The sequence below is a fragment of the Corynebacterium sp. HMSC05C01 genome (genome assembly GCF_001807155.1).
GTDB classification, from domain to species: Bacteria; Actinomycetota; Actinomycetes; order Mycobacteriales; family Mycobacteriaceae; genus Corynebacterium; species Corynebacterium coyleae.
In genome coordinates this window covers 1-22,822 of sequence record NZ_KV787954.1, presented here as the reverse complement: position 1 = coordinate 22,822, position 22,822 = coordinate 1, and the positions used below count along the sequence as shown (strand labels likewise).

22 protein-coding genes, 1 tRNA gene, 1 other RNA gene and 1 pseudogene are annotated in these 22,822 nt (G+C 62.8%); 9 read left to right on the top strand and 16 right to left on the bottom strand.

Translation table 11 applies throughout. The annotated features are described in order from the left end of the window. Window positions 1–7: 7 nt before the first annotated feature. From rnpB to HMPREF3145_RS04885, 9 genes are all read right to left on the bottom strand, one after another. Window positions 8–409, bottom strand: an RNA gene (rnpB, locus tag HMPREF3145_RS04925) — RNase P RNA component class A. Window positions 410–470: 61 nt separating this feature from the next. Then, entirely contained in the window at window positions 471–839 is a 369-nt protein-coding gene (locus HMPREF3145_RS04920; protein WP_070422137.1) for an RbsD/FucU domain-containing protein, read from the bottom strand. After that, window positions 839–1,762 carry a D-ribose ABC transporter substrate-binding protein gene (locus HMPREF3145_RS04915; RefSeq protein WP_070422136.1) on the bottom strand — a complete coding sequence of 308 codons (924 nt, stop codon included), beginning with the start codon at window positions 1,760–1,762 and terminating at the stop codon, window positions 839–841. The genes HMPREF3145_RS04920 and HMPREF3145_RS04915 overlap by 1 nt, the downstream gene beginning before the upstream one ends. 45 nt (window positions 1,763–1,807) lie before the next feature. Then, window positions 1,808–2,779 (bottom strand): ABC transporter permease, encoded by a 972-nt coding sequence (locus HMPREF3145_RS04910; RefSeq protein WP_070422135.1) that lies wholly within the window; start codon window positions 2,777–2,779, stop codon window positions 1,808–1,810. After that, a complete protein-coding gene (locus HMPREF3145_RS04905; protein ID WP_070422134.1) occupies window positions 2,776–4,323 on the bottom strand; it encodes a sugar ABC transporter ATP-binding protein in 1,548 nt (515 codons plus the stop codon). The genes HMPREF3145_RS04910 and HMPREF3145_RS04905 overlap by 4 nt, the downstream gene beginning before the upstream one ends. Further along, the gene (locus HMPREF3145_RS04900) at window positions 4,320–5,336 is read right to left on the bottom strand and encodes a LacI family DNA-binding transcriptional regulator (RefSeq protein ID WP_070422133.1); all 1,017 of its coding nucleotides are present in this window, start codon (window positions 5,334–5,336) and stop codon (window positions 4,320–4,322) included. Before HMPREF3145_RS04900 ends, HMPREF3145_RS04905 begins: the two co-directional genes overlap by 4 nt. Before the next feature lie 220 nt (window positions 5,337–5,556). Beyond that, window positions 5,557–6,717: a bifunctional RNase H/acid phosphatase gene (locus HMPREF3145_RS04895; RefSeq protein ID WP_070422132.1), complete on the bottom strand. Its 1,161-nt coding sequence runs from the start codon at window positions 6,715–6,717 to the stop codon at window positions 5,557–5,559. Further along, window positions 6,718–7,407 carry a zinc ribbon domain-containing protein gene (locus HMPREF3145_RS04890; protein WP_070422131.1) on the bottom strand — a complete coding sequence of 230 codons (690 nt, stop codon included), beginning with the start codon at window positions 7,405–7,407 and terminating at the stop codon, window positions 6,718–6,720. It lies immediately after the preceding gene. Between the two features lie 10 nt (window positions 7,408–7,417). Continuing rightward, a complete protein-coding gene (locus HMPREF3145_RS04885) occupies window positions 7,418–8,554 on the bottom strand; it encodes a Nif3-like dinuclear metal center hexameric protein (RefSeq protein WP_070422130.1) in 1,137 nt (378 codons plus the stop codon). Between the two features lie 36 nt (window positions 8,555–8,590). On the opposite strand from HMPREF3145_RS04885, the gene HMPREF3145_RS04880 reads away from it, so the two are divergent. The 5 genes and pseudogenes from HMPREF3145_RS04880 (at window position 8,591) to HMPREF3145_RS04860 (ending at window position 12,423) form a co-directional block, all read left to right on the top strand. Continuing rightward, entirely contained in the window at window positions 8,591–9,226 is a 636-nt protein-coding gene (locus HMPREF3145_RS04880; RefSeq protein ID WP_070422129.1) for an HAD hydrolase-like protein, read from the top strand. After that, complete coding sequence (locus HMPREF3145_RS04875; RefSeq protein ID WP_070422128.1) at window positions 9,213–9,680, top strand: low molecular weight protein-tyrosine-phosphatase; 468 nt, start codon at window positions 9,213–9,215, stop codon at window positions 9,678–9,680. Before HMPREF3145_RS04880 ends, HMPREF3145_RS04875 begins: the two co-directional genes overlap by 14 nt. A gap of 6 nt (window positions 9,681–9,686) precedes the next feature. Next, complete coding sequence (locus HMPREF3145_RS04870; RefSeq protein ID WP_224213669.1) at window positions 9,687–10,652, top strand: SURF1 family cytochrome oxidase biogenesis protein; 966 nt, start codon at window positions 9,687–9,689, stop codon at window positions 10,650–10,652. Window positions 10,653–10,682: 30 nt separating this feature from the next. Continuing rightward, window positions 10,683–11,078, top strand: a complete 396-nt coding sequence (locus HMPREF3145_RS04865; protein WP_141740819.1) for a hypothetical protein — start codon at window positions 10,683–10,685, stop codon at window positions 11,076–11,078. 260 nt (window positions 11,079–11,338) lie between these two features. Next, window positions 11,339–12,423: pseudogene (locus tag HMPREF3145_RS04860) on the top strand (IS1249 family transposase). A 294-nt stretch (window positions 12,424–12,717) separates the two neighbouring features. Here HMPREF3145_RS04860 and HMPREF3145_RS11665 read toward each other — a convergent pair. The 3 genes from HMPREF3145_RS11665 to HMPREF3145_RS04850 all read right to left on the bottom strand — a co-directional run bounded on the left by HMPREF3145_RS11665 (window position 12,718) and on the right by HMPREF3145_RS04850 (window position 14,200). Next, on the bottom strand, window positions 12,718–13,329 hold the full coding sequence (locus HMPREF3145_RS11665; RefSeq protein WP_141740818.1) for a hypothetical protein: 612 nt from the start codon (window positions 13,327–13,329) through the stop codon (window positions 12,718–12,720). A gap of 281 nt (window positions 13,330–13,610) precedes the next feature. Further along, a tRNA-Val gene (locus tag HMPREF3145_RS04855) sits at window positions 13,611–13,686 on the bottom strand. Window positions 13,687–13,750: 64 nt separating this feature from the next. Further along, the gene (locus tag HMPREF3145_RS04850; RefSeq protein ID WP_070422126.1) at window positions 13,751–14,200 is read right to left on the bottom strand and encodes a DUF3052 domain-containing protein; all 450 of its coding nucleotides are present in this window, start codon (window positions 14,198–14,200) and stop codon (window positions 13,751–13,753) included. 150 nt (window positions 14,201–14,350) lie between these two features. On the opposite strand from HMPREF3145_RS04850, the gene aceE reads away from it, so the two are divergent. Continuing rightward, window positions 14,351–17,146 carry a pyruvate dehydrogenase (acetyl-transferring), homodimeric type gene (aceE, locus tag HMPREF3145_RS04845; protein ID WP_070422371.1) on the top strand — a complete coding sequence of 932 codons (2,796 nt, stop codon included), beginning with the start codon at window positions 14,351–14,353 and terminating at the stop codon, window positions 17,144–17,146. A gap of 377 nt (window positions 17,147–17,523) precedes the next feature. Here aceE and HMPREF3145_RS04840 read toward each other — a convergent pair whose 3' ends face one another. Continuing rightward, window positions 17,524–18,381: an alpha/beta fold hydrolase gene (locus HMPREF3145_RS04840; RefSeq protein WP_083279393.1), complete on the bottom strand. Its 858-nt coding sequence runs from the start codon at window positions 18,379–18,381 to the stop codon at window positions 17,524–17,526. Beyond that, on the bottom strand, window positions 18,378–19,187 hold the full coding sequence (locus HMPREF3145_RS04835; protein WP_070422124.1) for a YPDG domain-containing protein: 810 nt from the start codon (window positions 19,185–19,187) through the stop codon (window positions 18,378–18,380). Before HMPREF3145_RS04835 ends, HMPREF3145_RS04840 begins: the two co-directional genes overlap by 4 nt. A 17-nt stretch (window positions 19,188–19,204) precedes the next feature. Between HMPREF3145_RS04835 and HMPREF3145_RS04830 the strand changes: the two genes are divergently transcribed. Continuing rightward, window positions 19,205–19,480: an acyl carrier protein gene (locus HMPREF3145_RS04830; protein WP_070422123.1), complete on the top strand. Its 276-nt coding sequence runs from the start codon at window positions 19,205–19,207 to the stop codon at window positions 19,478–19,480. Beyond that, window positions 19,477–20,277, top strand: a complete 801-nt coding sequence (locus HMPREF3145_RS04825; RefSeq protein WP_070422122.1) for an HAD-IIA family hydrolase — start codon at window positions 19,477–19,479, stop codon at window positions 20,275–20,277. Before HMPREF3145_RS04830 ends, HMPREF3145_RS04825 begins: the two co-directional genes overlap by 4 nt. A gap of 11 nt (window positions 20,278–20,288) precedes the next feature. On the opposite strand, the gene HMPREF3145_RS04820 is transcribed toward HMPREF3145_RS04825, so the two are convergent. Together HMPREF3145_RS04820 and HMPREF3145_RS04815 are read right to left on the bottom strand one after the other, a co-directional pair. Beyond that, complete coding sequence (locus HMPREF3145_RS04820) at window positions 20,289–21,680, bottom strand: NAD-dependent succinate-semialdehyde dehydrogenase (RefSeq protein ID WP_070422370.1); 1,392 nt, start codon at window positions 21,678–21,680, stop codon at window positions 20,289–20,291. Next, entirely contained in the window at window positions 21,670–21,879 is a 210-nt protein-coding gene (locus HMPREF3145_RS04815) for a hypothetical protein (protein WP_141739398.1), read from the bottom strand. Before HMPREF3145_RS04815 ends, HMPREF3145_RS04820 begins: the two co-directional genes overlap by 11 nt. 463 nt (window positions 21,880–22,342) lie before the next feature. Between HMPREF3145_RS04815 and HMPREF3145_RS04810 the strand changes: the two genes are divergently transcribed. Beyond that, complete coding sequence (locus tag HMPREF3145_RS04810) at window positions 22,343–22,822, top strand: hypothetical protein (protein ID WP_070422120.1); 480 nt, start codon at window positions 22,343–22,345, stop codon at window positions 22,820–22,822.

The following is a 22,822-nucleotide window of genomic DNA, read 5'->3' as shown; positions in this document are numbered from 1 at the left end:
AAGTGGGCGAATGAGTCGGCCTATGAGCCGGATTCTGTCCCCCGCAAGCGGAGTGGCGACCATCCATCTGGGTCACCCATCGCTGGGTGCCTCAAGCAGCTACCTTCGGACTGGGCGGGCAGCCTCATCACATCCGACGACCTCTGCGCACGCGCAGGGGTTCTTGCCTTGCTCCCGGTGGGGTTTACCTGGCCACACGTGTTGCCACGCATGCCGGTGCGCTCTTACCGCACCCTTTCACCCTTACCCCGCACAAGGCGGGGCGGTCTACTCTCTGTTGCACTTTCCCGCGGATCGCTCCGGGTTGCTGTTAGCAACCACCGTGCCGTGTGGAGTCCGGACTTTCCTCGACGTGCGCCTGCCTCAATGCTGAGGTGGTTCGCGCCGCCGCGGCCGCCCGGCCGGCTCATTCGCGGTCTAAAGCATACGCCTTTAGGGCGTGAGAGCGGAACCGCCACAAACACGCCGGGTTAGAACGGGACCCCGCTGCGGAAGATGATGTTGGCGTACGGGGTCGTCTCCCCCGTGCGGACCACGAACTTGCAGTCCGCAAGGGCCTGTTTGAGGTGTTCGTGGTCGACGCGGGTGGGGTCGTCGCAAAGTAATGCGACCTCATCGGGCGCTTGCGTAGCGACGACCGCACCTTCCACCACAACCTCATCCAGAATCGCTTCGACGACATCGGCAAAGCGGGGCACGCCGAAGACCAGCGCGAGGTCCACGACCTCTACCCCGGCGGGGATGGGCAGGCCGCAGTCCGCCACGGCGAACGTGTCGGTGTGGCCGAGGCCGTTGATCGCGCGGGCCAGTTGGGCGTTGAGAATGCCTGTCTTGCGCATTACTCGAAGTCGCCTACGTTTTCCTTGGTCACGGTGACAACGTCGACCGGGACGATGGCGGTGGCGTCTTCGTCGCGAAGCAGCTTCGCTGCCTCCTCAACCGCCCGGGCGCCGAGCTCACCCGGCTGCTGAGCGATGGTGGCGTGCATGCGGCCGTCGGTGACTGCCTTGAGCCCGTCGATGGTGCCGTCGAAACCAATGACCTTCACATCTTTACCGGCACGATCACCAAGCGCCTCGATAGCGCCGAGAGCCATCTCGTCGTTCTCCGCGAAGATGGCCTTCACGTTCGGGTACGCCTGCAGCAGGTTGGTGGCCACGTTCAGGCCTTCGGTGCGGTCGAAGTTAGCGGTCTGCTCGCCGACAACCTTGATGTTCGGGTAGTTGGCAATGCCCTCCTTGAAGCCCTTGCCGCGGTCGCGGGAGGCAGAGGAACCGGCGATGCCCTGCAGGATCAGGATCTCGCCTTCTTCGCCGATGGCCTTGGCCAGCTCGTCGGCTGCCTGCTTGCCGCCGGCGACGTTGTCGGAAGAGATGAAGGAAGCAACGTCGCCGCCGTTGGAGGAGCGGTCCACGGCGATGACCGGGATGCTGGCGTTGTTCAGGGCCTCAACGGCCGGGACGACGGCGTCGGAGTCGGTCGGGTTGACGATCACGGCGTCGGTGCCGGAGGTGATCGCATTGTTGAGCTGGTCGATCTGGGTCGCAGCGTCATCGGAAGCATCCTGGACGTTCAGGGCGATGCCGAGTTCGTCGGCCTTCTCCTGGGCGCCGTCGCGAAGCTGGACGAAGAACGGGTTGGTCTGGGTGGACAGCGCCAGGGTGACCGCGCCCTCGTCGGCGGAGTCACGGTTGCAAGCGGACAGGGACAGGGTCATCGCCGCAGCAGCAACGATGGCGGTGGCCTTACGAGCGAAAGACATTTCGGGTACTCCTTGAAGTTGTGAACAGGGGGTCTTGTTCAGGGGTTAAACGGTGGTCTTTTTGCGCAGCACGTCGAAGCCGACGGCTGCTGCGATGACCACGCCGATGACAATCTGCTGCCAGAACGAGCTGACGTTCAGCAGGTTCAGGCCGTTGCGGATCACGGCGAGCAGGATCGCGCCGACGAGCGTGCCGGTGGCCTTACCGGTGCCGCCGGCCAGCGACGCGCCACCGATGACCACGGCGGCGATCGCGTCGAGTTCGTAGCCCACACCGGCCTGCGGCTGCGCCGACGACAGGCGGCCAGCCATGACCAAACCGGCAAGCGCGGCGAACAGTCCGCTGAGCGCGTACACAGCGACGAGCACCCGCTTAACCGGAATGCCGGATAGGCGCGCGGCCTCCTCGTTGCCACCGATTGCGTACATGGAACGGCCCAGCACGGTGCGCGAGAGGATGAACCAGCACAGCACGCCGGCCAACAGCATCATCAGAATCGGGATGGGGAACTTGCCGGCATTGGAGCCAAGCCAGTTCACCTCGTCGGCAGTAGCCATCGGCGAGCCCTGGGAGATCACCAAGGTCGCGCCACGGGCAATGGACATCATGGCCAGGGTGGAAATAAACGCCGGGAGTTTGCCGTAGGCGGTGGCGATACCGCTGACCGCACCTGCCGCGAAACCGGTGAGCAGGCCCGCAATCAGCGTGATCCAACCGGGCCAGCCTGCCTCGACGAAGAAGTGGGCCGAGACCATGGCACTGAGTGCCGCCACCGCGCCGACCGACAAGTCAATGCCCGAGGTGACGATGACGAACGTCATGCCGAACGCCAAAATCGCCACGGTGGCGGCCTGCACGCCCACGTTGATCAGGTTGTTCACCGTGAGGAAGTGCGGGGTGGCGATGAACAGCGCGATGCACAGCACGATCAGGCCGACGAGCGCGCCGTTGTTCATGATCCAGTTGATGACGCGCTGGCGAGTACTCAAGCGCTCATCCGTAGTCGTTCCCGTCATGCGCGGGCCTCCGTTTCTGTAAGCGGCGTTTCTGTAAGTGGTTCGACGTGGTCTTCGACGTGGGACACCGCCAGCGCCATAATCTCGTCCTGGGTGGCACCCGCGGGCAGTTCGCCTGCGATGCGGCCGCCGGACATCACCAGGATGCGATCCGACATGCCAATAACCTCAGGCAGTTCCGAGGACACCATGAGCACCGCGCCGCCGGCCTGGGTGATGTCGTTGATGATGTTGTAGATCTCCACTTTGGCGCCGACGTCGACACCGCGCGTGGGTTCGTCGAGAAGCAAAATGTTCGAGCCCGCCAGCACCCAACGACCGAACACGGCCTTTTGCTGGTTGCCGCCGGACAGGTTGCGGATCTCCTGGTCGATGCCGGCCATGCGCACGCGCAATTGCTTGGCGACGTCATCCGCACGCTTACGCTGACCACGCACATCCGCAATCCCCGCACGTGACGACGACCGCAACGTGGCCAGCCCAATATTCTCCCCCACCGTGGCCCCAAGCACGAGGCCTTGCGCCTTGCGGTCCTCCGGCACGTGGCCGATGCCGCGCTTGATCGCCTGAGCGACGGAGCCGGACGGGAGTTGTTCGCCGTTGATGGAAACGGTGCCGGAATCGACGTGGTCGGCACCCGCGATGGCGCGCACGACCTCGGTGCGGCCCGCTCCCACAAGGCCTGCCAGGCCGACAACCTCGCCGGCACGGAGCTCGAAGGAGACGTCCTTAAACTTGCCTTCCGTGGTGAGGTTTTCCACGGTCAGCAGCGGTTTGCCGATCTCTTTATCCACCTTCGGGTACTGGTCCTCAATGTCGCGGCCGACCATGTAGCGCACGAGTTCCGCCTCTGGGGTGGTGGCGGGGACCTCGGCGACGAAGTTGCCGTCGCGAAGCACCGCCACACTGTCGGCGATACGGGCGATCTCGTCCAGGTGGTGCGAGATAAACACCATGCCCACCCCGTTGGCCTTCAAGTCGTCGACCACCATGAACAACTGGTCGACCTCGTGGCCGGTAAGGGCCGCGGTGGGCTCGTCGAGAATCAGCACACGCGCATCCATGGACAGTGCCTTCGCGATCTCAACCAACTGCTGGCGCGCAATACCGAGCTCGCCGACCGGCGTGTCCAGGTCCACCTTCAGGCCGATGCGGTCGATGGCTTCAGCGGCGATGCGGCGCATCTCCTTGAAGTTCACCAACCCCATCCGGCGCGGCGTGCGCCCGAGCGTGATGTTTTCTGCCACCGACAGCGTCGGCACCAGGTTTAACTCCTGGTGGATCGTGGCAATACCGTGCGCTTCTGCGGCCTTGGTGTCGGGCAGGGTGACCGGTTTATCGTCGATAAGAATGCGCCCCGAGGTGGGCTGATACACGCCCGACATCATCTTGATCAGCGTCGATTTACCCGCGCCGTTCTCGCCGAGCAGCGCAAGCACGCGACCCGGCTCGACGGCGAGCGAGACGTTATCAATCACGTTGATCGGCCCGAATGACTTCGAAATGCCGTCCAACCGGATCAGGGGTTTTACCGCTGTGGTCATCTGCTGCACCTCCTTGAAGTGAAGTTGAAATTGCTGGATTCTCGGATAGTCAATGTGGTGGGTAACACCTCGTGCTGCGAGGTCGGCTCCCCGCGGATCAGCGCGGCGATCTTCTCCCACGCACGTCTGCCGACGTCCTCCACATGCTGCTCAATCACCGTCAACGGAACGGGCTGCATCTGAAACGCCGGCTGGTCATCAAACCCAACCAGCGCGAGGTCCTCGCCCAGACCGATCTTGTGGTCCAGCACGTACTGCAGCGCCCCGACCGTCATCATGGAATCCCCCGCGATAATCGCCGACGCGCCACGCTTGAGCAGGTCCGCGGCACCCGCGAAGCCCTCCGCGCTGCTGTAGCCGCCGCGGAAGATCAGACCGTTCGTCTCTGGGGTGTCGCGGATGGCGTCGTGGAAGCCTTCCAGGCGCTGCAGCCCCGTCGACGTACTCGACGGGCCCGCGATATAGCCGATCTGCGTATGCCCGTTGTCCTTGAGGTGCTGGACGGCCTTGCGGATGGAAGGTCGCGCGTCCGTAATCACCGACGGCACCTCCAGCCCCGGCAGCACCCGATCCACCTGCACAATCTTCTGGCCCCGATCCAGCAGCGACTGCACCATCGGCGCGCTGTGCATCGACGGCACGATGATCGCCCCGGCCAGCTGCTGGCCGCTAAAGGTCTGCAACGCGGCGTCGAGTTGGCCGGCGTCCTCGTTGGTGGTGGCGATCATCACCGAAAACCCATCGGTGTCCGCTGCCTGCTGAATCGACGCCGCCATCTGCGCGAAGAACGGATTGACCAGGCTCGGGATGGTTAGCCCCACCGCGGTCGACGCTGCCGAGCGCAACCCCCTCGCCTGCAAATTCGGCACGTAATTCAACTTCGCCGCCGAATGAAACACCCGGTCCCGCGTTTGTTTCGAGATCGCCGGGTTTCCCGCCAGCGCCCGCGACACCGTGGACGGCGACACGCCCGCGTCGAGCGCAACCTCGCGCAACGTGGCCCGTGCTGCCATGGGTCCCTCCGTGTGTGTCCGGATCGTGTTGGGTGCTAGTGATGTGTGCAAACGTTTGCACCATGTGCAGAACAACCTAAACTGCAGCTGAGCGTCAGGTCAATAGCGCCACACCCCCAACACACCCCCGAACGTTGGACTGCCGGCGCCATTTCGTGTGGTTTTGCGGCGGTGTTGGTGGCCGCCGCGGTCGCCCCCCAGTCCGTAGCCCCAGTCTCCTCTACCCGCGGTGGTGGGCGACGTCGTTGACACAGCGAACCACACCGAATTCACCGAAGTAGTCCACGACAGAGATGCTGGCAAGATCCAAAAACAGGTGCTTGAACAGTTCGGCGTTCGCGCCGAGAGCCTGGCGGACCATGGATTTGATCGGGGTCATGTGGGTCACCACCAGCACGTTCTGGCCCTCGTAGCGCTCCTGAATTTTCAGTCGGGCGCGGGTGACGCGGCGGTGGAAGGCTGTCAGCGACTCACCGGCAGGGGGCGCGTTGTTTGGCGATTCCTGCCACGTCGCATACGTCTCCTCCCCCTTCGCAATCGCCTCGTCGCGGGTCAGGCCCTCGTAGTCGCCGAAGTCGAGCTCGCGGAAGCCCTCGTCAGTACGAACTTCAAGGCCAAGCACCTCGGCGGCGAACTGCGCGGTTTGCTGAGCGCGCGCTTGCGGGGAGGCAACGATGGCGTCGATGCGCCCGAACGTGCGCAGCGCCTCGGCGGCACGCTTCGCCTGTTCGCGGCCAGTATCAGTGAGGTCCGGGTTGGAAACGCCGGAAAAACGCATCTCAGCCGAGTGTTGCGTCTGCCCGTGCCGCAGCAGAATGAACCGCGTTCGCGGTTCGGAGTTTCCAGCCCAGTGGCCAGCGGCATCGCGCTTTTTCTTTTCGACGACCGGCCCCTCCGCCGGCTTCTCCTCTTGGGCCGAAGCCTTGCCACCGCCGCCCCACACGCCGGTGCCCTTCACAATCCCCGGCTTGTCGCCACGCGCGGCCGCGTCCATGGCCACGTTGGACAACTCGTCGGCCTTCTTGTTCTTGGCGCGCGGAACCCAGGTGTAGGTGACCTTCTCAAAGGAGGAGGCGAGGTCGCGGGCTTCCCGGGCGAGTTGTTGCATGTCCGGGTGTTTGATTTTCCACCGGCCGGTCATTTGCTCGACAACGAGCTTGGAGTCCATGAATACATCCACCCGCGTGGCGCCGACCTCGCGGCACGCCTCCAGCCCGCGGATCAGTCCGTAGTATTCGGCGACGTTGTTGGTGGACTTTTTGCCCACCACATACGCGATCTCACCGAGGGTTTCGCCGTCGGCGTCGTAGACCACGGAGCCGGATCCGGCGACCCCCGGGTTTCCGCGGGAGCCGCCGTCGCAGTACATCTTGACCTGCATTTACACCTCGTCGGTGGCCGGGTTCACGCGCACCAGCAGGGTGCCGCAGTTCGGACAGGCCGGCAGGGTGTCCTCCGGCTCGGCGAGTACTTCGGCGCGCTCGGACGGCGGGAGTTGGATGAAGCAGCCGCCGCAGGCGCGGCCGTTGAACTTGGCGGCGCCGATGTCGTCGTACGCCTTCAGCACGTCCTCCGGCAGGCGGGAACGCAGCGCGTCGGTGTCCACCGCTTCTTCTTCCGGCAACGCATCGACGGCGCGCTGGGCGGCCTCGACCTTGCGGTTGAGTTCATCGACGCGGGCGGCGTGAATGTCGCGGTTGTTGCGCAGCGCAGCGATCTCGTTGTGGGCTTCCTTGAGTTCGTAGAGCAGGTCCGCGATGCGCGACTTCGCGGCGTAGCGGTCGTGCTCCAGGTCCTTGCGACGCTCCGGGTCGGTCTCTGCACTGAGCTGGCGCTTGTCGTCGAGTTCGCGCTTCTTCAGTTTCCGCTCGTCTTCCTGGATGCGCAGGATTTCTAGTTCCATGTCATCCACGGCCAGTTGGGCGGAGGCGGAAGCCTCGGTCATGCGCGTGCGTTCGTCGAGAAGCTTCTGTAGCTCTTGGACTTCGGGACGAACGCGCGTCTGGCCCTTGGCGGCGTCGGCGAGCGCGAGCTCCAGGAGGACGGGTTGCAGGTCTTGGGATAGGTGCATCGGTACTCCTTTAGTTCGCGGGGTGCGCGGACACGGTCCAGGGATCCGTGCGGATGTGCAGGATCTCGGTGTCCACGCCTAGAGGGGCCACGATACTCTCTGCCTGCTCGGTCCAGGGAAACTCGCTGGCCCAGTGGGCGGTATCGATCACGGCAGGCCCACCGGCGCGCAGGTGCTCGTCGACCGGGTGATGGCGCAGATCGGAGGTGACATACACGTCCACACCGAGTTTGGACACATCCGAAAGGAACGAGTCGCCGGAGCCAGACGACACCGCGACCTTGCGCACTATCTGGTCCGGATCGCCGGCGGCGCGCACGCCCCACGCGGTTTCCGGCAGCGCGTTGGCCACCTGCTGGGTGAACTCGCGCAGCGTCATCGGCTCCGGCAACTCGCCCACGCGCCCCAGCCCGGTGGCCGTGGACAAATCCCCGGTGTGCTCGATCTGGACGATGTCGAACGCCGGCTCCTCGTAAGGGTGGTTCGCGCGTAGCGTATCGACGAGCCCACGCCGCAGCCTCGCCGGCGCCACGAACTCCACACGCATCTCCTCGGCGGTGAAGTGCTCGCCGACGGTGCCGTCGGTCGGGTCGGCGCCCTCGACCGGGGTGAACTCGCCGGTGCCCTCAGTGGTGAAGGCGCACTCGCGGTAGTTTCCAATCTCGCCCGCGCCGGCATCGAACAGGGCGCGCTTCAACGCGTCGGCATCCGCGGGTGGGACGTGGACGCCCCAGCGGTCGGTGGCGTTAAGAAGCACTGGCTTGATCGGACGGCCGGGAGGGATGCCGACGAGTTCGGCGAGTTTGTCCGACACACCCGGGCGCGCCGAATCGGCGTTCGTGTGCGCAGCGAACAGCGCGCAGCCGCCAGCCAGCAACGTGTGAATGACCTTGCCCTTCGGGGTATTCGCCGCCACTGAATGCACACCACGCAGCAGCAACGGATGGTGCACAACCAACAGTTGCGCACTCTGCGCCACGGCCCGTTCGGCGACCTCCAGCGTGCAATCCAACGCGAACGCAACCTTGGTCACCTCAGCATCCGGGTCGCCGCAGACCAGGCCAACTTGGTCCCAACTTTCCGCCAGCGCCGGCGGGTAGGCAGCCTCGAGGGCATCAACAACGTCTTGCACAGTCACAGCAGTCATGGCAGCCAGCCTACAAATTTGGAACAGTGGTGAGGTGTGAACACCACATTGCTTTTCGACGTCGACGGCACCCTCATCGACTCATTCCCCGGCATCCGCCACGGATTCCTCCTCGGATTAGAGGCCGTGGGCTGGGATAAACCGGACGAGGAGTTCATCAAACGCATCCCCGGGACACCGATGCCGGAATCGATGCGCGCGCTCGGCATGTCGCCTGACCAGGTCGAACAAGCCATGCAGGCCTACTCCGCCTACATGTCCACCGAAGGCTGGCAACGCTTCGAGGTTTTCGACGGCATGGCCGACCTGCTGGCCAGGTTGAAGGGGGAAGGTTTTGGGGTGTGCACGGCGACGTCGAAAAGCGAACGCTTCGCGCGAGCCGCCCTCGAGCGCGCAGGGATGCTCGAACACATCGACTTTTTGGGCGCTGCATCTAACGACGGCGTACGCGCCAAGAAGGCCGACGTGATCCGGTACGTGCTGGACAACGTCGCGCCAAAACGTCCCCTGATGATTGGGGATCGCACCCACGACTTCACCGGCGCCGCCACCTTTGACATCCCGAGTGTTGCCGTGACCTGGGGTTACGGTGCCGCACCCGAATGGGACGAGGCGACCTACGTAGCATCGGACGCACGCGAGTTGGAAAGGATCATCCGTGCTGCATATTGATTTCGTCTGCACCGGCAACATCTGCCGCTCCCCGATGGCCGAGGTCATCGTGCGCTCCAAGTTGGAGGACGCGGGACTGGGCGATGCGGTGCGCGTGTCGTCGTCAGGCATCGGCAACTGGCACGTCGGCCACAAAGCCGACGAACGCGCCCGGCGCGAACTGGCCAACCACGGCTACGACGGCGAAGCCCACCGCGCCCAACAGTTTGGCTACGAGCAGGAGCAAGCCGACCTGATCGTCGCGCTGGACACCAACCACGTGTCGGAGTTGGTCGTGCGCGGCGTGCCCGAAGACAAGGTCCGTCTGCTGCGCTCCTTCGACCCCGCCGCACCTGAGGGCGCTGGCGTTGCCGACCCGTACTACGGCGGGCCCGAGGGCTTCACCGTGGTGCGCGAGCAGATCGAAGCCGCCGCCGACGGCATTATCCGCTGGGTGCGCGATCAGCTAGGCTAAGTGGGCGTGAATGCCAACAAGTCCTCCCAAAAGCCGTGGTGGCGCCAACTGCTCAACCCCGGCTGGATCATCGCGGCGATCGTCGTCGGCATTTTCTCCTACTTTGCCTTCACGTTCCTCGCGCCCTGGCAACTCGGCAAGAACGAACAGTTAGTCGAACGCAACGAACACATCTCCGCCGCGTTCGACCGCGACCCGGAACCGCTGGTGGACCGCCTGCCCGGCACCACGCTCGCACCCGCCGACGAATGGTCACGTGTGGTCGCCACCGGCCACTACACGGGCAACGACGTGTTGCTTCGCCTGCGTTCCGTCGACCGCACCCCTGCGTTCCAGGTGCTCACGCCGTTCACGCTTGACGACGGCCGCACCATCCTTGTCAACCGCGGCTGGGTCCCCGCCGAAGGCTCCACCGGTGTGCCGGACATCGACGCGGCTCCTACCGGCGACGTCACCATCACTGGCATGCTGCGCGCCGCCGAAGCGACCCACCCGACCGCGCCCATCCACGACCAGGGCTTCGACATGGTCCACTCCATCAACCCCACCCAGGTTGGGGAGCTGACCGGAGTCGACGCGGGGGCGGTCATGGTCGAGCCGTACCTCCAACTACTCTCAGACCAACCCGGCACCCTCACCGCCATCCCCCTGCCCCAACTCGAAACCGGCAACCACCTTTCCTACGGCCTCCAGTGGATCCTGTTCGGCGTCGCCGCCCCCGGCGCCCTGCTCTACTTCCTGTTCTCCGAAAGCCGCGAACGCCGCCGCTACGCAGAGGAACAGAAGCAACTGCTTAACGACGACACCGTGTCCGGCAGCGGCCCCGAGCCTTCCCCTGTCCCCGGCGAAGAAACCGCCCCGGCGCCGTCCGCTCAGACCCCGACTGCGGCTCCTACGCGTTCCCGCCAGCGCTACGGTTCTTCCCGCACCAACCCGTGGGCCAAGGCTTACGATAAGGAACAAGAACGCTAACTCTGTCCCATGGTCTCTGAAGGGGTTTTGATGTCGCTCGATTCCGTCCTCCGCACCCTCGCCGACGCCGGCGTCGTCCCTGCCCCGGGCGTCGAACCAGCCGATATTGAAGACGCCGCCTTCGACCACGCCGTCGCCTTCGCCAACCGCCCCTTCGCAACCTTGTCGCTTCTCACCGACCCCGAAGGCCAGCCCCTTTTCGCCCTGTCCGACGGCGGTACTTTGCCAGCCCGCGCCGGCTTAGCCTGCGCCGCGCTTGACCACTCTCTCCACGACATCTCCATCGTCCCCGACTCCCCCACCGCCACCACCGGCTCCGCTCGGGTGCAGTTCTCCGAATGGGACGTCGCAGACGTGGAGTTCGACGGCAACACCCCGGCGTTCGAACTGGGCATCCTCGCCGCCATCGAGAACCGATCGCTCTAGGTACCGGTTCGGGTTAAGCGACAAAATGTGTGTCTGGATTCGTCGATTTGTTTGAGATGATCGGGAGTTTTCCTGAAAGTATATGCTCCTGGGGCTTATATCCGCGCCATGGTGACGAAAAACCGGGGGGTGACAGCAGTGTGTGGTAGGGGCTGGTGTTGGCTTGATCAATGCCGAAGAACAGACCACGCTGCCAATGCGGTGGGGAAATGAAACGCAACGGTAAGACCTCCGCCAACCGCAGCCGGTGACGGTGCAAAATGTGCGGCGCTTCCACCACCAAGCAGCTCCCCGATATCACCAACTCCGCTGCCTTCGCAGCATTTATCACCCACCTCACAACCGGTGCGAGCTTGGAAACCGCTGCCGCCGGAGCAGGATGTCATCCGCGTACGCTGCAACACCGGTTTGAACACTTCTGGCTAGTTGATGTCCCCGATCCCACGATCGGGCACGAAGGCTGGGTCTACGACCAGGTCTTTCTTGACGGCACCTACACCGCCGGCGGATGCTTGATTGTTGCTGCCACCTTGGATCACGTCATCGCTTGGCACTGGTGCACACGTGAAACCACCCGCGACTACCAACGACTGCTCGAACGTATCCCCGCGCCCCTGATCCCTGTCATTGACGGCGGCCAAGGCGCTGCCAGCGCAATCAAGGCATGCTGGCCCACAACGAAAGTGCAGCGCTGCCTCGTCCACGCCCAACGCGTGGTGCGCCGGCACACCACCGCACGTCCCCGCACCGATGCAGGACGAGCGATTTACCAGATCGCGCTCAACCTCACGAAGATCACCGATCTTGACGAGGCGGCCGCGTGGGGTGCGCAACTGCACGAATACGGCACTATCTACCGTGACTGGATGAACCAGAAAACGTTCACAACCGACCCGGCGACACGGCAACGCGCCTGGTCATGGACTCATGAACGCACCCGCAAGGCCTACAACAGCCTCAACCACCTATGGCGGGGCAACTTACTGTTGGTCTACCTCGCCCCACCCGACGGTGTGCTCGACGCCAGCCGGATCAAAGCCACCAAACAGCCGGAAGGCGGAATCAACGCCCAGTTGAAACTGCTGGCCCGCACCCACCGGGGAAGATCCGGGAACATCAACGCCGCATGTTGGATTGGTGGCTCTACCTAAAAACGGAACTGCCTGACGACCCCGTTGAGATCGCCGGGCAGCCCAACTGGGGTCAGGACTAACTGGCCAAAGTATCCCCCTGACCCGAAACGAGAACCAAGCCGACCACGAAACTTCGACGACCAGCCTTCTACGAGGGCGCTATCGACACCAACTACACCCACTCAATCGGCATCCAAAAAGGCCACATCTAACCCTCGCGACACGCCGAGCTAGACACCCTTTTTGACCCTTAACGCTCAAATAGTAGTTATAGAGTAGCGGCTCACGCAGGAAGCAAGAATTTGAATATACTAGCCTCTGTCTCGTTTACGGTATCTCACCAAGACTACGTACAAAATGCCCGCTAGAGCACCTGTAATCGATAAAATGGGACCTACGGACAAAATCGGATTAGACCACGCAGAAAGTGCTACCTGAATAATACTCAGGATAACACCTATAGCGATAATGATACCGATGACAACACGTAGCAAGCGCATTTATACCTACTGTGACCAACAAATTCCACCAGGGAAAAGTCTAATTCCTCGATTCCACGAACCGCAGATGCCTAAAATGCCAGATTCCGCCGCTAAGACTCCAGCAATAGCGCCAGCAAGAACCCCGCCTACACCTGTTTCTGCAGTAATTAACGCAGCTAACGCGGCAACACCAGCGCCAGCGGCGTACGCATTCTGGAGTGCAGATGCCGCGCAGCTATTTAGCAAGACACCGGGTGGTAGCTTTTGGAACCCATTCCGTCCTTGACATGCATCGTAAAACTGAATAGCCGGTTCGATAGCATCCGCTTCGCGTTCAAGAATCGCTAGGTCTGATTCGTCCGCGTCAACATTCCAGCCTTGCGCAAGAAGAGTTCCTGAGAACTCATTCAGTACACCAGAATCCACGTCTGGATCCGACTGAGCTGCTCGATAATCAAACCGTGCATGTTCAAAATCAACATACCTGTCCATCGCCCTAAAAGATGCCTCTTCAGCCACGGTGAGGTTCGAATCCTCGGCAAATAACATCTGCGCCTCGGCGACGTCAATTGGCTTTGCCGTTACCGTCGTAGGGGAGGAGATTCCTAGCGCCGATACCGAAAGTGCAACTGCCAATGCCCTTCTAAAGAGTAGGCGCATTCCTAACCTCTTTCTAAGAATATTCTGCGAGAGCTTGCTCTGTCGAGATGTCCTGTGAGCTCTTGCTCACTTAAGACGCCTTGTGAGATGACGGTAACATATTCTTTCGCCCAATGAACGGCAGAGCATTAATGAGAATGTCACGCCGATAGCAGACACACTTTTTGAGCCTTAACCCCATTTTGAGCCTTAACCCACCCCAGCCTGCGGACTCACACCAAGCTACGAAAAGGCCCCTCCGAAGAGGGGCCTTGACCTGGTGCGCCATGACGGGCTCGAACCGCCGACCTACTGGGTGTAAACCAGTTGCTCTTCCAGCTGAGCTAACGGCGCGCTGCCCGGTAACACTACCAAAGCACGACCGGAAAAGGAAAACCTGCAGGCTAAGCGCCAAAAACTACCGTTTCGAGGCGGCGAGGCAGGAGCCCTGCCAGTCACCGAAGCGGTCGGCCTTGGTCTGCAGCAGACCGGCCAACTGGGCAGACTCTGCGATCAGGCCCGGTGCGACAACACCCGGGAAGCCGGCGCCGGGCGTCATCAGCCAGATGCGGCCACCGGAGCCGAGGTTGCGGGTGGCATCGACGAGTTCATCGACAAGGTCACCGTCGCCTTCACGGAACCAAAGGAGGACGAGGTCGCAGGGTTCGAGGGTGTCGTCGTCAAGAAGCATTGCTCCGATGGCATCCTCGATGGCTTCCGAGATGGACGAATCCGCATCCTCGCCCCAGCCGATCTCCTGAACGACAAGGTCGGGGCCAACCCCAAAACGGTCGGCGTAGGTGTCCACTCCTGTGGCACTCAAGTGTCTAAATCCTCCAGTTGTAGTTGTACGAATGCACGACAGCATACCGCCCCACCGTGCTCAATGGCGACAAACCAACAATTAGTCTCACCAAAAGCCATCCGATGTAAGAACTAGCGACCAAAAGAACGTATCCTTGTCGGTGTATTGCCCCGATGAACCCAGGAGGTTGAAGTGGCCGAAAAGGACACCGAGATGATCGATGGTCGCGTGAAGAACGCAAACGACGTCGATACGAATATCCTGTCGCTGCGCGAAGGCGTAGCTTCCTACCTGCATGACGCGGACCCGGAGGAAACCCAAGAGTGGATGGACTCCCTCGACGGCCTGCTCGAGGAGTCCGACCCGGAGCGCGCCCGCTACCTCATGCTTCGCCTCATTGAGCGCGCCAACGCCAAGCGCGTACCGCTGCCGGCGCTGTCCTCCACCGACCTGGTGAACACCATCCCAACCAAACTCGAGCCAGAATTCCCTGGCGACGAGAAAATTGAGAAGCGCTACCGCCGCTGGATGCGCTGGAACGCCGCCGTCATGGTGCACCGCGCACAGCGCCCGGGCATCGGCGTCGGCGGCCACATCTCCACCTACGCCTCCGCGGCAGCCCTCTACGAAGTTGGCTTCAACCACTTCTTCAAGGGCAAGGACGCACCACAGGGCGGCGACCAGATCTTCTTCCAGGGCCACGCCTCCCCAGGCATGTACGCCCGCGCCTTCCTCGAAGGCCGCCTTTCCGAAGACGACCTGGACGGCTTCCGCCAGGAACACTCCCGCAAGCAGGGCGGCCTGCCGTCCTACCCGCACCCGCACGGCATGCCGGGCTTCTGGGAGTTCCCAACCGTGTCCATGGGCCTTGGCCCAATGAACGCCATCTACCAGGCACGCTTTAACAAGTACCTGCAGGACCGCGGCATCAAGGACACCGACCAGCAGCACGTCTGGGCATTCCTTGGCGACGGCGAAATGGACGAGCCCGAATCCCGCGGCCTCATCCAGATGGCTTCCCTCTACGGTCTGGACAACCTCACCTTCGTGATCAACTGCAACCTGCAGCGTCTCGACGGCCCAGTGCGCGGCAACGGCCAAATCATCCAAGAACTGGAGAGCTTCTTCGTCGGTGCCGGCTGGAACGTCATCAAGGTCGTCTGGGGCCGCGAGTGGGACGAACTGCTGGAAAAGGATGAGGACGGCGCACTCGTCCACATCATGAACACCACCAAGGACGGCGACTACCAGACCTTCAAGGCCAACGACGGCGCCTACGTCCGCGAACACTTCTTCGGCCGCGACGAGCGCACCAAGAAGCTCGTCGAAGACATGACCGACGAAGAGATCTGGAACCTGCGCCGCGGCGGCCACGACTACCGCAAGGTCTACGCCGCCTACAAGCGCGCCTTGGAGACCAAGGGCAAGCCGACCGTCATCCTCGCCCACACCGTCAAGGGCTACGGCCTCGGCCACAACTTCGAGGGCCGCAACGCAACCCACCAGATGAAGAAGCTGGCCCTGGAAGACCTGAAGCTCTTCCGCGACAAGCAGCAGATCCCGATTTCCGACGAAGAACTGGAAAAGGATCCGTACCTGCCGCCGTACTACCACCCGGGCGAGGACGCCGAGGAGATCAAGTACCTCAAGGCACGCCGCGAGGAACTCGGCGGCTACCTGCCGGAGCGTCGGGAGCAGTACACCCCACTCGAGCAGCCTGACTTTGAAAAGACCTTCAAGGCCCTGTTCAAGGACTCCGGCAAGCAGGAAGTCGCCTCCACCATGGCGCTCGTGCGCACGTTCAAGGCGATCATGCGCGACAAGGAGATCGGCAAGCGCATCGTCCCGATCATCCCGGACGAGGCCCGTACCTTCGGCCTCGACTCCTGGTTCCCGACCCAGAAAATCTACAACCCGCACGGCCAGAACTACGTGCCGGTCGACCACGACCTGCAGCTGTCCTACCGCGAGTCCACCGATGGCCAGATCCTGCACGAAGGCATCAACGAGGACGGCTCCTCCGCATCCTTCATCGCAGCAGCAACGTCGTACGCCACCCACGGCGAGCCGATGATCCCGATGTACATCTTCTACTCGATGTTCGGCTTCCAGCGCACCGGCGACAACTTCTGGGCCGCCGGCGACCAGATGGGCCGCGGCTTCATCGTCGGCGCAACCGCCGGCCGCACCACCCTCTTCGGAGAGGGCCTGCAGCACATGGACGGCCACTCCCCGATCCTGGCATCCACCAACCCGGCCGTCATCCCGTACGACCCGGCGTTCGCCTACGAGATGCCGTACATCATCTCCAAGGGCATCGAGCGCATGTACGGCCAGGGCGCGGACAAGGACGAGGACGTGATGTACTACATCACCGTCTACAACCAGCCGCACCACCAGCCGGCACGCCCGGACAACCTCGACGTTGAGGGCCTGCACAAGGGCATCTACCTTTACGACGAAGGCAAGGACCTCGAACACAAGGTCTCCCTGCTCGCCTCCGGCGTGGGTATGCAGCAGGCACTGCGCGCCCAGGAGATCCTGCAGGAGAAGTACAACGTCGGCGCCGCGATCTACTCCGTCACCTCCTGGACCGAACTCGCCCGTGAGGGTCAGCGCAAGGCTGCCGAGCAGCTCCGCAACCCGGGCGAAGAGGTTGAAGAGGCATTTGCGACCAAGCAGCTCAAGCAGACCGAAGGCCCGTACATCGCGACCTCCGATTTCGCTTCCGACCTGCAGGAGCAGATTCGCGCCTACGTCCCGGGCCAGTACATCGTGCTTGGTGCCGACGGCTTCGGTTTCGCCGACACCCGCGAAGCCGCCCGCCGCTTCTTCAACATCGACGCCGAGTCCATGGCCGTCGCCGCCCTGATGGGCCTGGCCAACGAAGGCAAGATCGATCGCGATGTTGTGGCGAAGGCTGCAAAGGATCTGAAGATCGACGATCCGACCGCCGCGAAGCCGACCCTCGACTCCGACGACGAGGGCCCGGAGAACGCCGCCGAGTAGTTCTCTGACCTCCACCGCCCCGGCCTGTTTTCATTGGCTGGGGCGGTTTTCGTTGTGTGAGGTGGCTCGTCTTTCCGCCTGCCACCCTTTCCGAAAATAGTTCCCCGGCCGGGAACTTTCTTCGGTTTTGGAACTCTCCGCGGCTGCGTTTCCCCAGGTCGCCGATTTTGTGAGCCGCGCGGAGCCAAAATAGTTCCACAAATCGGCGCGGACCCGGGAATTATTTTGGCCAGGAGCAGATGCTCCTGACAGACTTCACATCGGCGCCCACCTCAAAACCCGCTGACCTGCGACGATTCCCGGCGCTGACAGATTCTGCCGGAATGTGTCAGAAACCTCGGCGGCTGGTGGCTGTCGCAGGCGCGGTCGCGCCTGCCCTACCCTCGCGCCAGGGCGATGACGCGCTCGATGGCGGCGGTGACGGCGCCGGGGGCGTCGAGAGGCGGCATGTGCCCTGACTCGGGCAGGATTTGGAAGTAGGCGCCCGGCCAGATCGCGGCGAGTTCGGCGGATTGGCTGACGGGGGCGACGTTGTCGCGGTCGCCGACGAGGATGTAGCCGGGGATGGTGGCCAGGACGGCGGCGGCGCCGCGTTCGGAGTGGGTTTGGAGGTCGTCGAAGAAGCCTCGATAGGTGGCGAGCGGCGTGGCTTTGATCATGCGGGCGTGGAATGTGATCAGGGACCACGGCACGGGCCGGAAGTAGAACCAGCGTGCGAGGATCGGGGCGATCATGTCGGTGACCAGGCGTCGGATGCCTTCGGCGGCGTGCGGCAGCCTATCCACAAACCACCCGAGCGACCGGCCGAATCCCCCACCGAGGAGGCGTGGTAGGCCGCGGGCGGTGAAGGGGTCGACGGTGCTGGAGATTTGCACGGATCCGACCCAGTTGAACTGGTGGCGGCGCATCAGGGACAGGGAGATCGGACCGCCGAGGGAGTGTCCGACGGTGATGAGGGGGTCGTCGATACCGAGGTGGCGTAGGACGGCGGCGATGTCGTCGGCGGCGGCGTCGATGGTGAGCAGACTGGGGTCGGTGTAGCCGGTTTTGCCGTGGCCGCGGACGTCGACAAGGATTTGGCGCACGCCGGAAATGGCTTCGACCTGCAGTTTGTATTCGGCGGCGGCGATGTTGAAGCCGTGTGCGTAGACGACGGTCAGGCCGGCGTCGCGGGGGCCGACGTCGTAGTAGTGGATGGTGATGCCGTCGCGGTCAAGGGTGCCGGTGCGCATCATAATCCGAGTTGTCCCAGGTAGGGCATGGCGGCGAAGCCGATGCCGACGATGACGGCGAGGATGCCGAAGACCAGCGCGACTTTTTGCAGCGGTGTCGATCCCGCAGGCGCAGGCGCGGGCGTTTGCTTCTCGACGACCCCACGTCCCGTATTCGTCACCCTCGCCGTCGTCGAACGCTTCGAGCCGTCGGCGAACGTGGCGGTCACGTCAAGGTTCGCGCTGTCGTAGGAGTCCTTGGGCAGGGTCACGGTAATCGCCCCGGTCTTCTGGTCAACCGAGTCGTAGGTGCCCTTGACCTCCCACGTCGCGTCGTTAGGAAGGTCCAGGTGGCGGACGTTGGTCGGGGTGAGCGTTACGGTTTGGCCGGGGTCGGCCTCGGCGGAGTCGTATTCCGGATCGTACAGAAACGCGTGGTCCGGGATTAAGGTGACCTCGGGGAAATAGAGGTCCGTCGAGTTGTCCGGAAAGTGCACCCGCACCGGAATCTGCTGCGTGTTCTCGCCGCGCTGCACCGGCGTATCGCCATTCAGGTTGAGGTTGACCCGGAGTTTGTCGTCCACCTTGTCCACCTGAAAGCGGTGGCGGATCGTGTTCTCCCCGGTCAGGCTCCACCGTGCCCCCTCCGGCACGTCCTTCAACTCCAGGTAAACGGGGTTGGTGTAGTAGTCGCCCGGCGGGCCGTACACGTGCGATGTCTCCGGCGCGAAGTACGGCTTGTACGTTTCCGCCATCGTTGCGGCGCCGGCGACGGGGGCGACGAGGCTGGTGATCACAACGGCTGCTGCCGGAACTGCGAGGCGGTGCATGGGCCTATCATAACGGCATGGAACTTTCGCAGCGCTTGGATCTCGGCGGCCTCCAACTCGAGGAGGAAACCCCGGCAGACACGTTCGCTCGTCTCGCGGGATTGGTTGAGGAGGTGACGGGGGTCGTCGTCAAGCAAAGCTCGCGTTTCGACGACACCGCCATCGCCTCCCTCGACCGCATCGAACTCGCCGTGCGGATCGAAGAGAACTTCGGCGTGCGTATCGACGACACCGTGCTCACCGACCACCCCACCGCCGGCGAACTCGCCGACTACCTGGAGGAACACGAATGATTTCATACCTGACCGACATGGACGGCGTGCTGCACAAAGAGGGCTCCGTCATTCCCGGCGCGAAGGAGTTCATCTCCACCCTGCGCGATGAGGAAATCGAGTTCATGGTGCTGACCAACAACTCGATGCAAACCCCGCGCGACCTCTCCGCGAAACTGCAGCGCATGGGCCTGGACATCGAACCGGAACGGATCTGGACCTCCGCGACGGCGACCGCGAAGTTCCTCTCACAGCAAGCCGGTGAGGCCTCCGCGTACGTCATCGGCGAGGCCGGCCTGACCACGGCCCTGCACGAAATCGGCTGGATTCTTACCGACGCGGACCCCGACTTCGTCGTACTCGGCGAAACCCGCACCTACTCCTTCGAAGCGCTCACCACCGCCTCGAACCTGATCCGGCGCGGCTCCCGCTTCATCGCGACGAACCCCGACCTGACCGGGCCTGGCCCGCGCGGCGTCGTTCCAGCAACCGGTTCCGTCGCCGCCATGATCACCGCCGTGACCGGCATGGAGCCCTACTACGTGGGCAAACCCAACCCCGTCATGATGCGCTCGGCGCTGAACAACATCGGCGCCCACTCCGAAAACACGGTCATGATCGGCGACCGCATGGACACCGACGTGAAATCCGGCCTCGAAGCCGGCATGCGCACCGTACTTGTGCGCTCCGGCATTAGCGACGACGCCGAGATCGCCCGCTACCCCTACCGCCCCACCGCCGTCTTCGACTCGGTGGCTGACCTGGTGGATCGCATCCACGACCCCTTCGGCGACGGCAAGTACACCGACGCCGACTAGGGCGCGCTTCCTTACACCGCCGAGTCGGAGCCGGCGATGTAGAAGCGCTGCTTGTTCACAAACTCGTCCATGCCCAGTGGGCCCAGTTCGCGGCCCAGACCGGAAGCCTTCACACCGCCGAAGGGCAGTTCGGCGCCGCGGGCCTGCGGGATGTTGACGTGGATCATGCCGGTGTCCACCTTGTCGGCAACGCGCTTGGCGCGCTCGACGTCCTCGGACATCACGGCGCCGCCGAGGCCGTAGCGGGAGTTGTTGGCCACCTCGATGGCCTCCTCCTCAGAGGACACCTTGTATACCTCGGCAACGGGGCCGAAGAACTCCTCGTAGTAGGAGTCGGAACCGACCGGGATGTCGGTGATCACGGCCGGGGTGATGTAGGCGCCCTTGCCGGTGACCTCGCCGCCAACGCGCAGGTTCGCGCCTTCAGAGACGGCGATCTTCAGCTGCTGGGCGAGGTTTTCGGCGGCGTCGCGCGAGGACAGCGGGTAGTAACGGCCCTTCTCCGGGTTGAGCGGATCGCCCGCTTCGCACTTGGAAGCGAGGGAGACGAGTTCGTCGACGAATTCGTCGTAAATGTCCTCCATCACGATCATGCGCTTGTTGGAGGTGCAGGCCTGGCCGGTGTTGCCGATGCGCTTGTTCCACGCGGTCTTCGCCGCGGCGGGGATGTCGGTGGAGTCGAGCACGATGTAGGCGTCGGTGCCGCCCAGCTCGAGCACGCACTTCTTCAGTGCCTGACCGGCCTGGGAGGCGATGGCACGCCCGGCGCGCTCGGAGCCGGTGAGGGAAACGCCCTGGACGCGGTCGTCGTTAATAATGCGCGAGATTTGCGAATGCTTCGCGTACAGATTCGTGAACAGCCCCTTGGGCGCGCCGGCCTCGTCGAAAATCTTCTGGATCGCCTCCGCCGAACGCGGGCAGATCTCCGCGTGCTTGACCAGCACGACGTTGCCGGCCATCAGCGCGGGCGCGGCGAAGCGCGCGACCTGGTAATACGGGTAATTCCACGGCATGATGCCCAGGATCACGCCGAACGGAACCTTGCGCATAATCGACGTGCCGCCACGCTTGTTCGGGATCTCATCGTCAGCCCCGAACTCGGCGCCGTTGTCGGCGTAGTAATTGAAAATCTCGACTACGTCGTCGATCTCACCGTCGCCCTGATCGACCGGCTTGCCCATCTCTTCGGCGATGATGCGGGTGAGTTCGTCGCGTTTGTCGTCGAAAAGCTTCGCGACCTTCCGCAGCACCTCCGCACGCTCCTCAAACGACTTCTCGCGCCACTGCTTAAACGTGTCGTTTGCGGTGGTCAGGGCGGTGTCGAGGGCGTCGTCGCTAATGAAATCGTACGTTGCGACAATCTCGTTGTTCTTCGGATTTTGTACTCGATATTTAGTAGACATGCGCCCCATGGTACGAGCGCTGCGTCAGCCTCGCCACGAAGTTCTCCTCCGCCGCCAACCGCTCAATCGCGCGCCGAAACGGCTCAATCTCCGCCTCCGTGGCGCGGATCGTTTCGCTGCACGAGTACGTGCGATCCGGCCGCCGCTGCCAGCGCGTGAACCAGACCTCGCCCGGCTCACCCTCGGGCAATAAGAGCATTTGCTTCTCGACGACCCCACGCACCCGCCCCAACATCCCCTCAATGTGGAGCGTCCACGTGAGTCGATTGCGTGTCGGACGGCACGCGCGGGGCGCAGCCAGTGTTGTCGTCATCGGTGGGGACCCTTCTGTGCGTTGCACTGCTTGCTGCACTGCTGCGGCAGTGCTTGTTCGGCACACTCCTGCCCCGGTGACTAAGCGGGTCTTTAATCCACCTGCTCCGGTGACTAGTCGGATGAAGGTGGCTGAGTGCGAGACGAGAGGTTCGTCTTCCCCAACGGCCTCTGGTTGCTCGTGGACGATCTTGCGTCACACGAGTTGACCTGGGCAACCCTCAACCGCCGGTTGATCCCCCTGTTTATTCGACCTTTGGTTGAGGTTGAGCAAGTAGATCAAAACCAACTATGCACTCTAAGATGAGAACCCCCCAGAAAGTACACATCAAAAATTAAGGTATGGACTTATGGAGCCACTGCCCGCCCCTGAAAAAATTTCGATACAAAATGAATTCAACGACCGAAACGCACCCCATCCTGAAAATAGAACTCTACCCGAGTTTTTCGGGGCTACCGCCGTTACTGGAGCTATAGCAGTAATTTCGCTTCTTCCGGTCGGCTTTACCGCAATCTCCACATATGACGATCTTGCGAATCTCTCAATGGACTTGGGCAGCAACAGCCCCATCTCCCTCGGGGCATTCCTTACCGGTGTAGTTGCGTTAGTTGGTCTTTACTTCGTAATTGAAAAGGACCCTGAAAGGTATTTCAAGGACTCAAGCGGCGAAACCGTTCAAAGCGTAACCATCTTCGTAATTTTGGGCGTGGGTCTACTTAACATTTACTGGGAATACCTTAGGGTCCTCGCCCAACGTGCAATCGCCAACACTTGCGATCCCAAACATTGCACGCAAGATCTGGGGTGTCATGATTCCGGTGGACGGTGA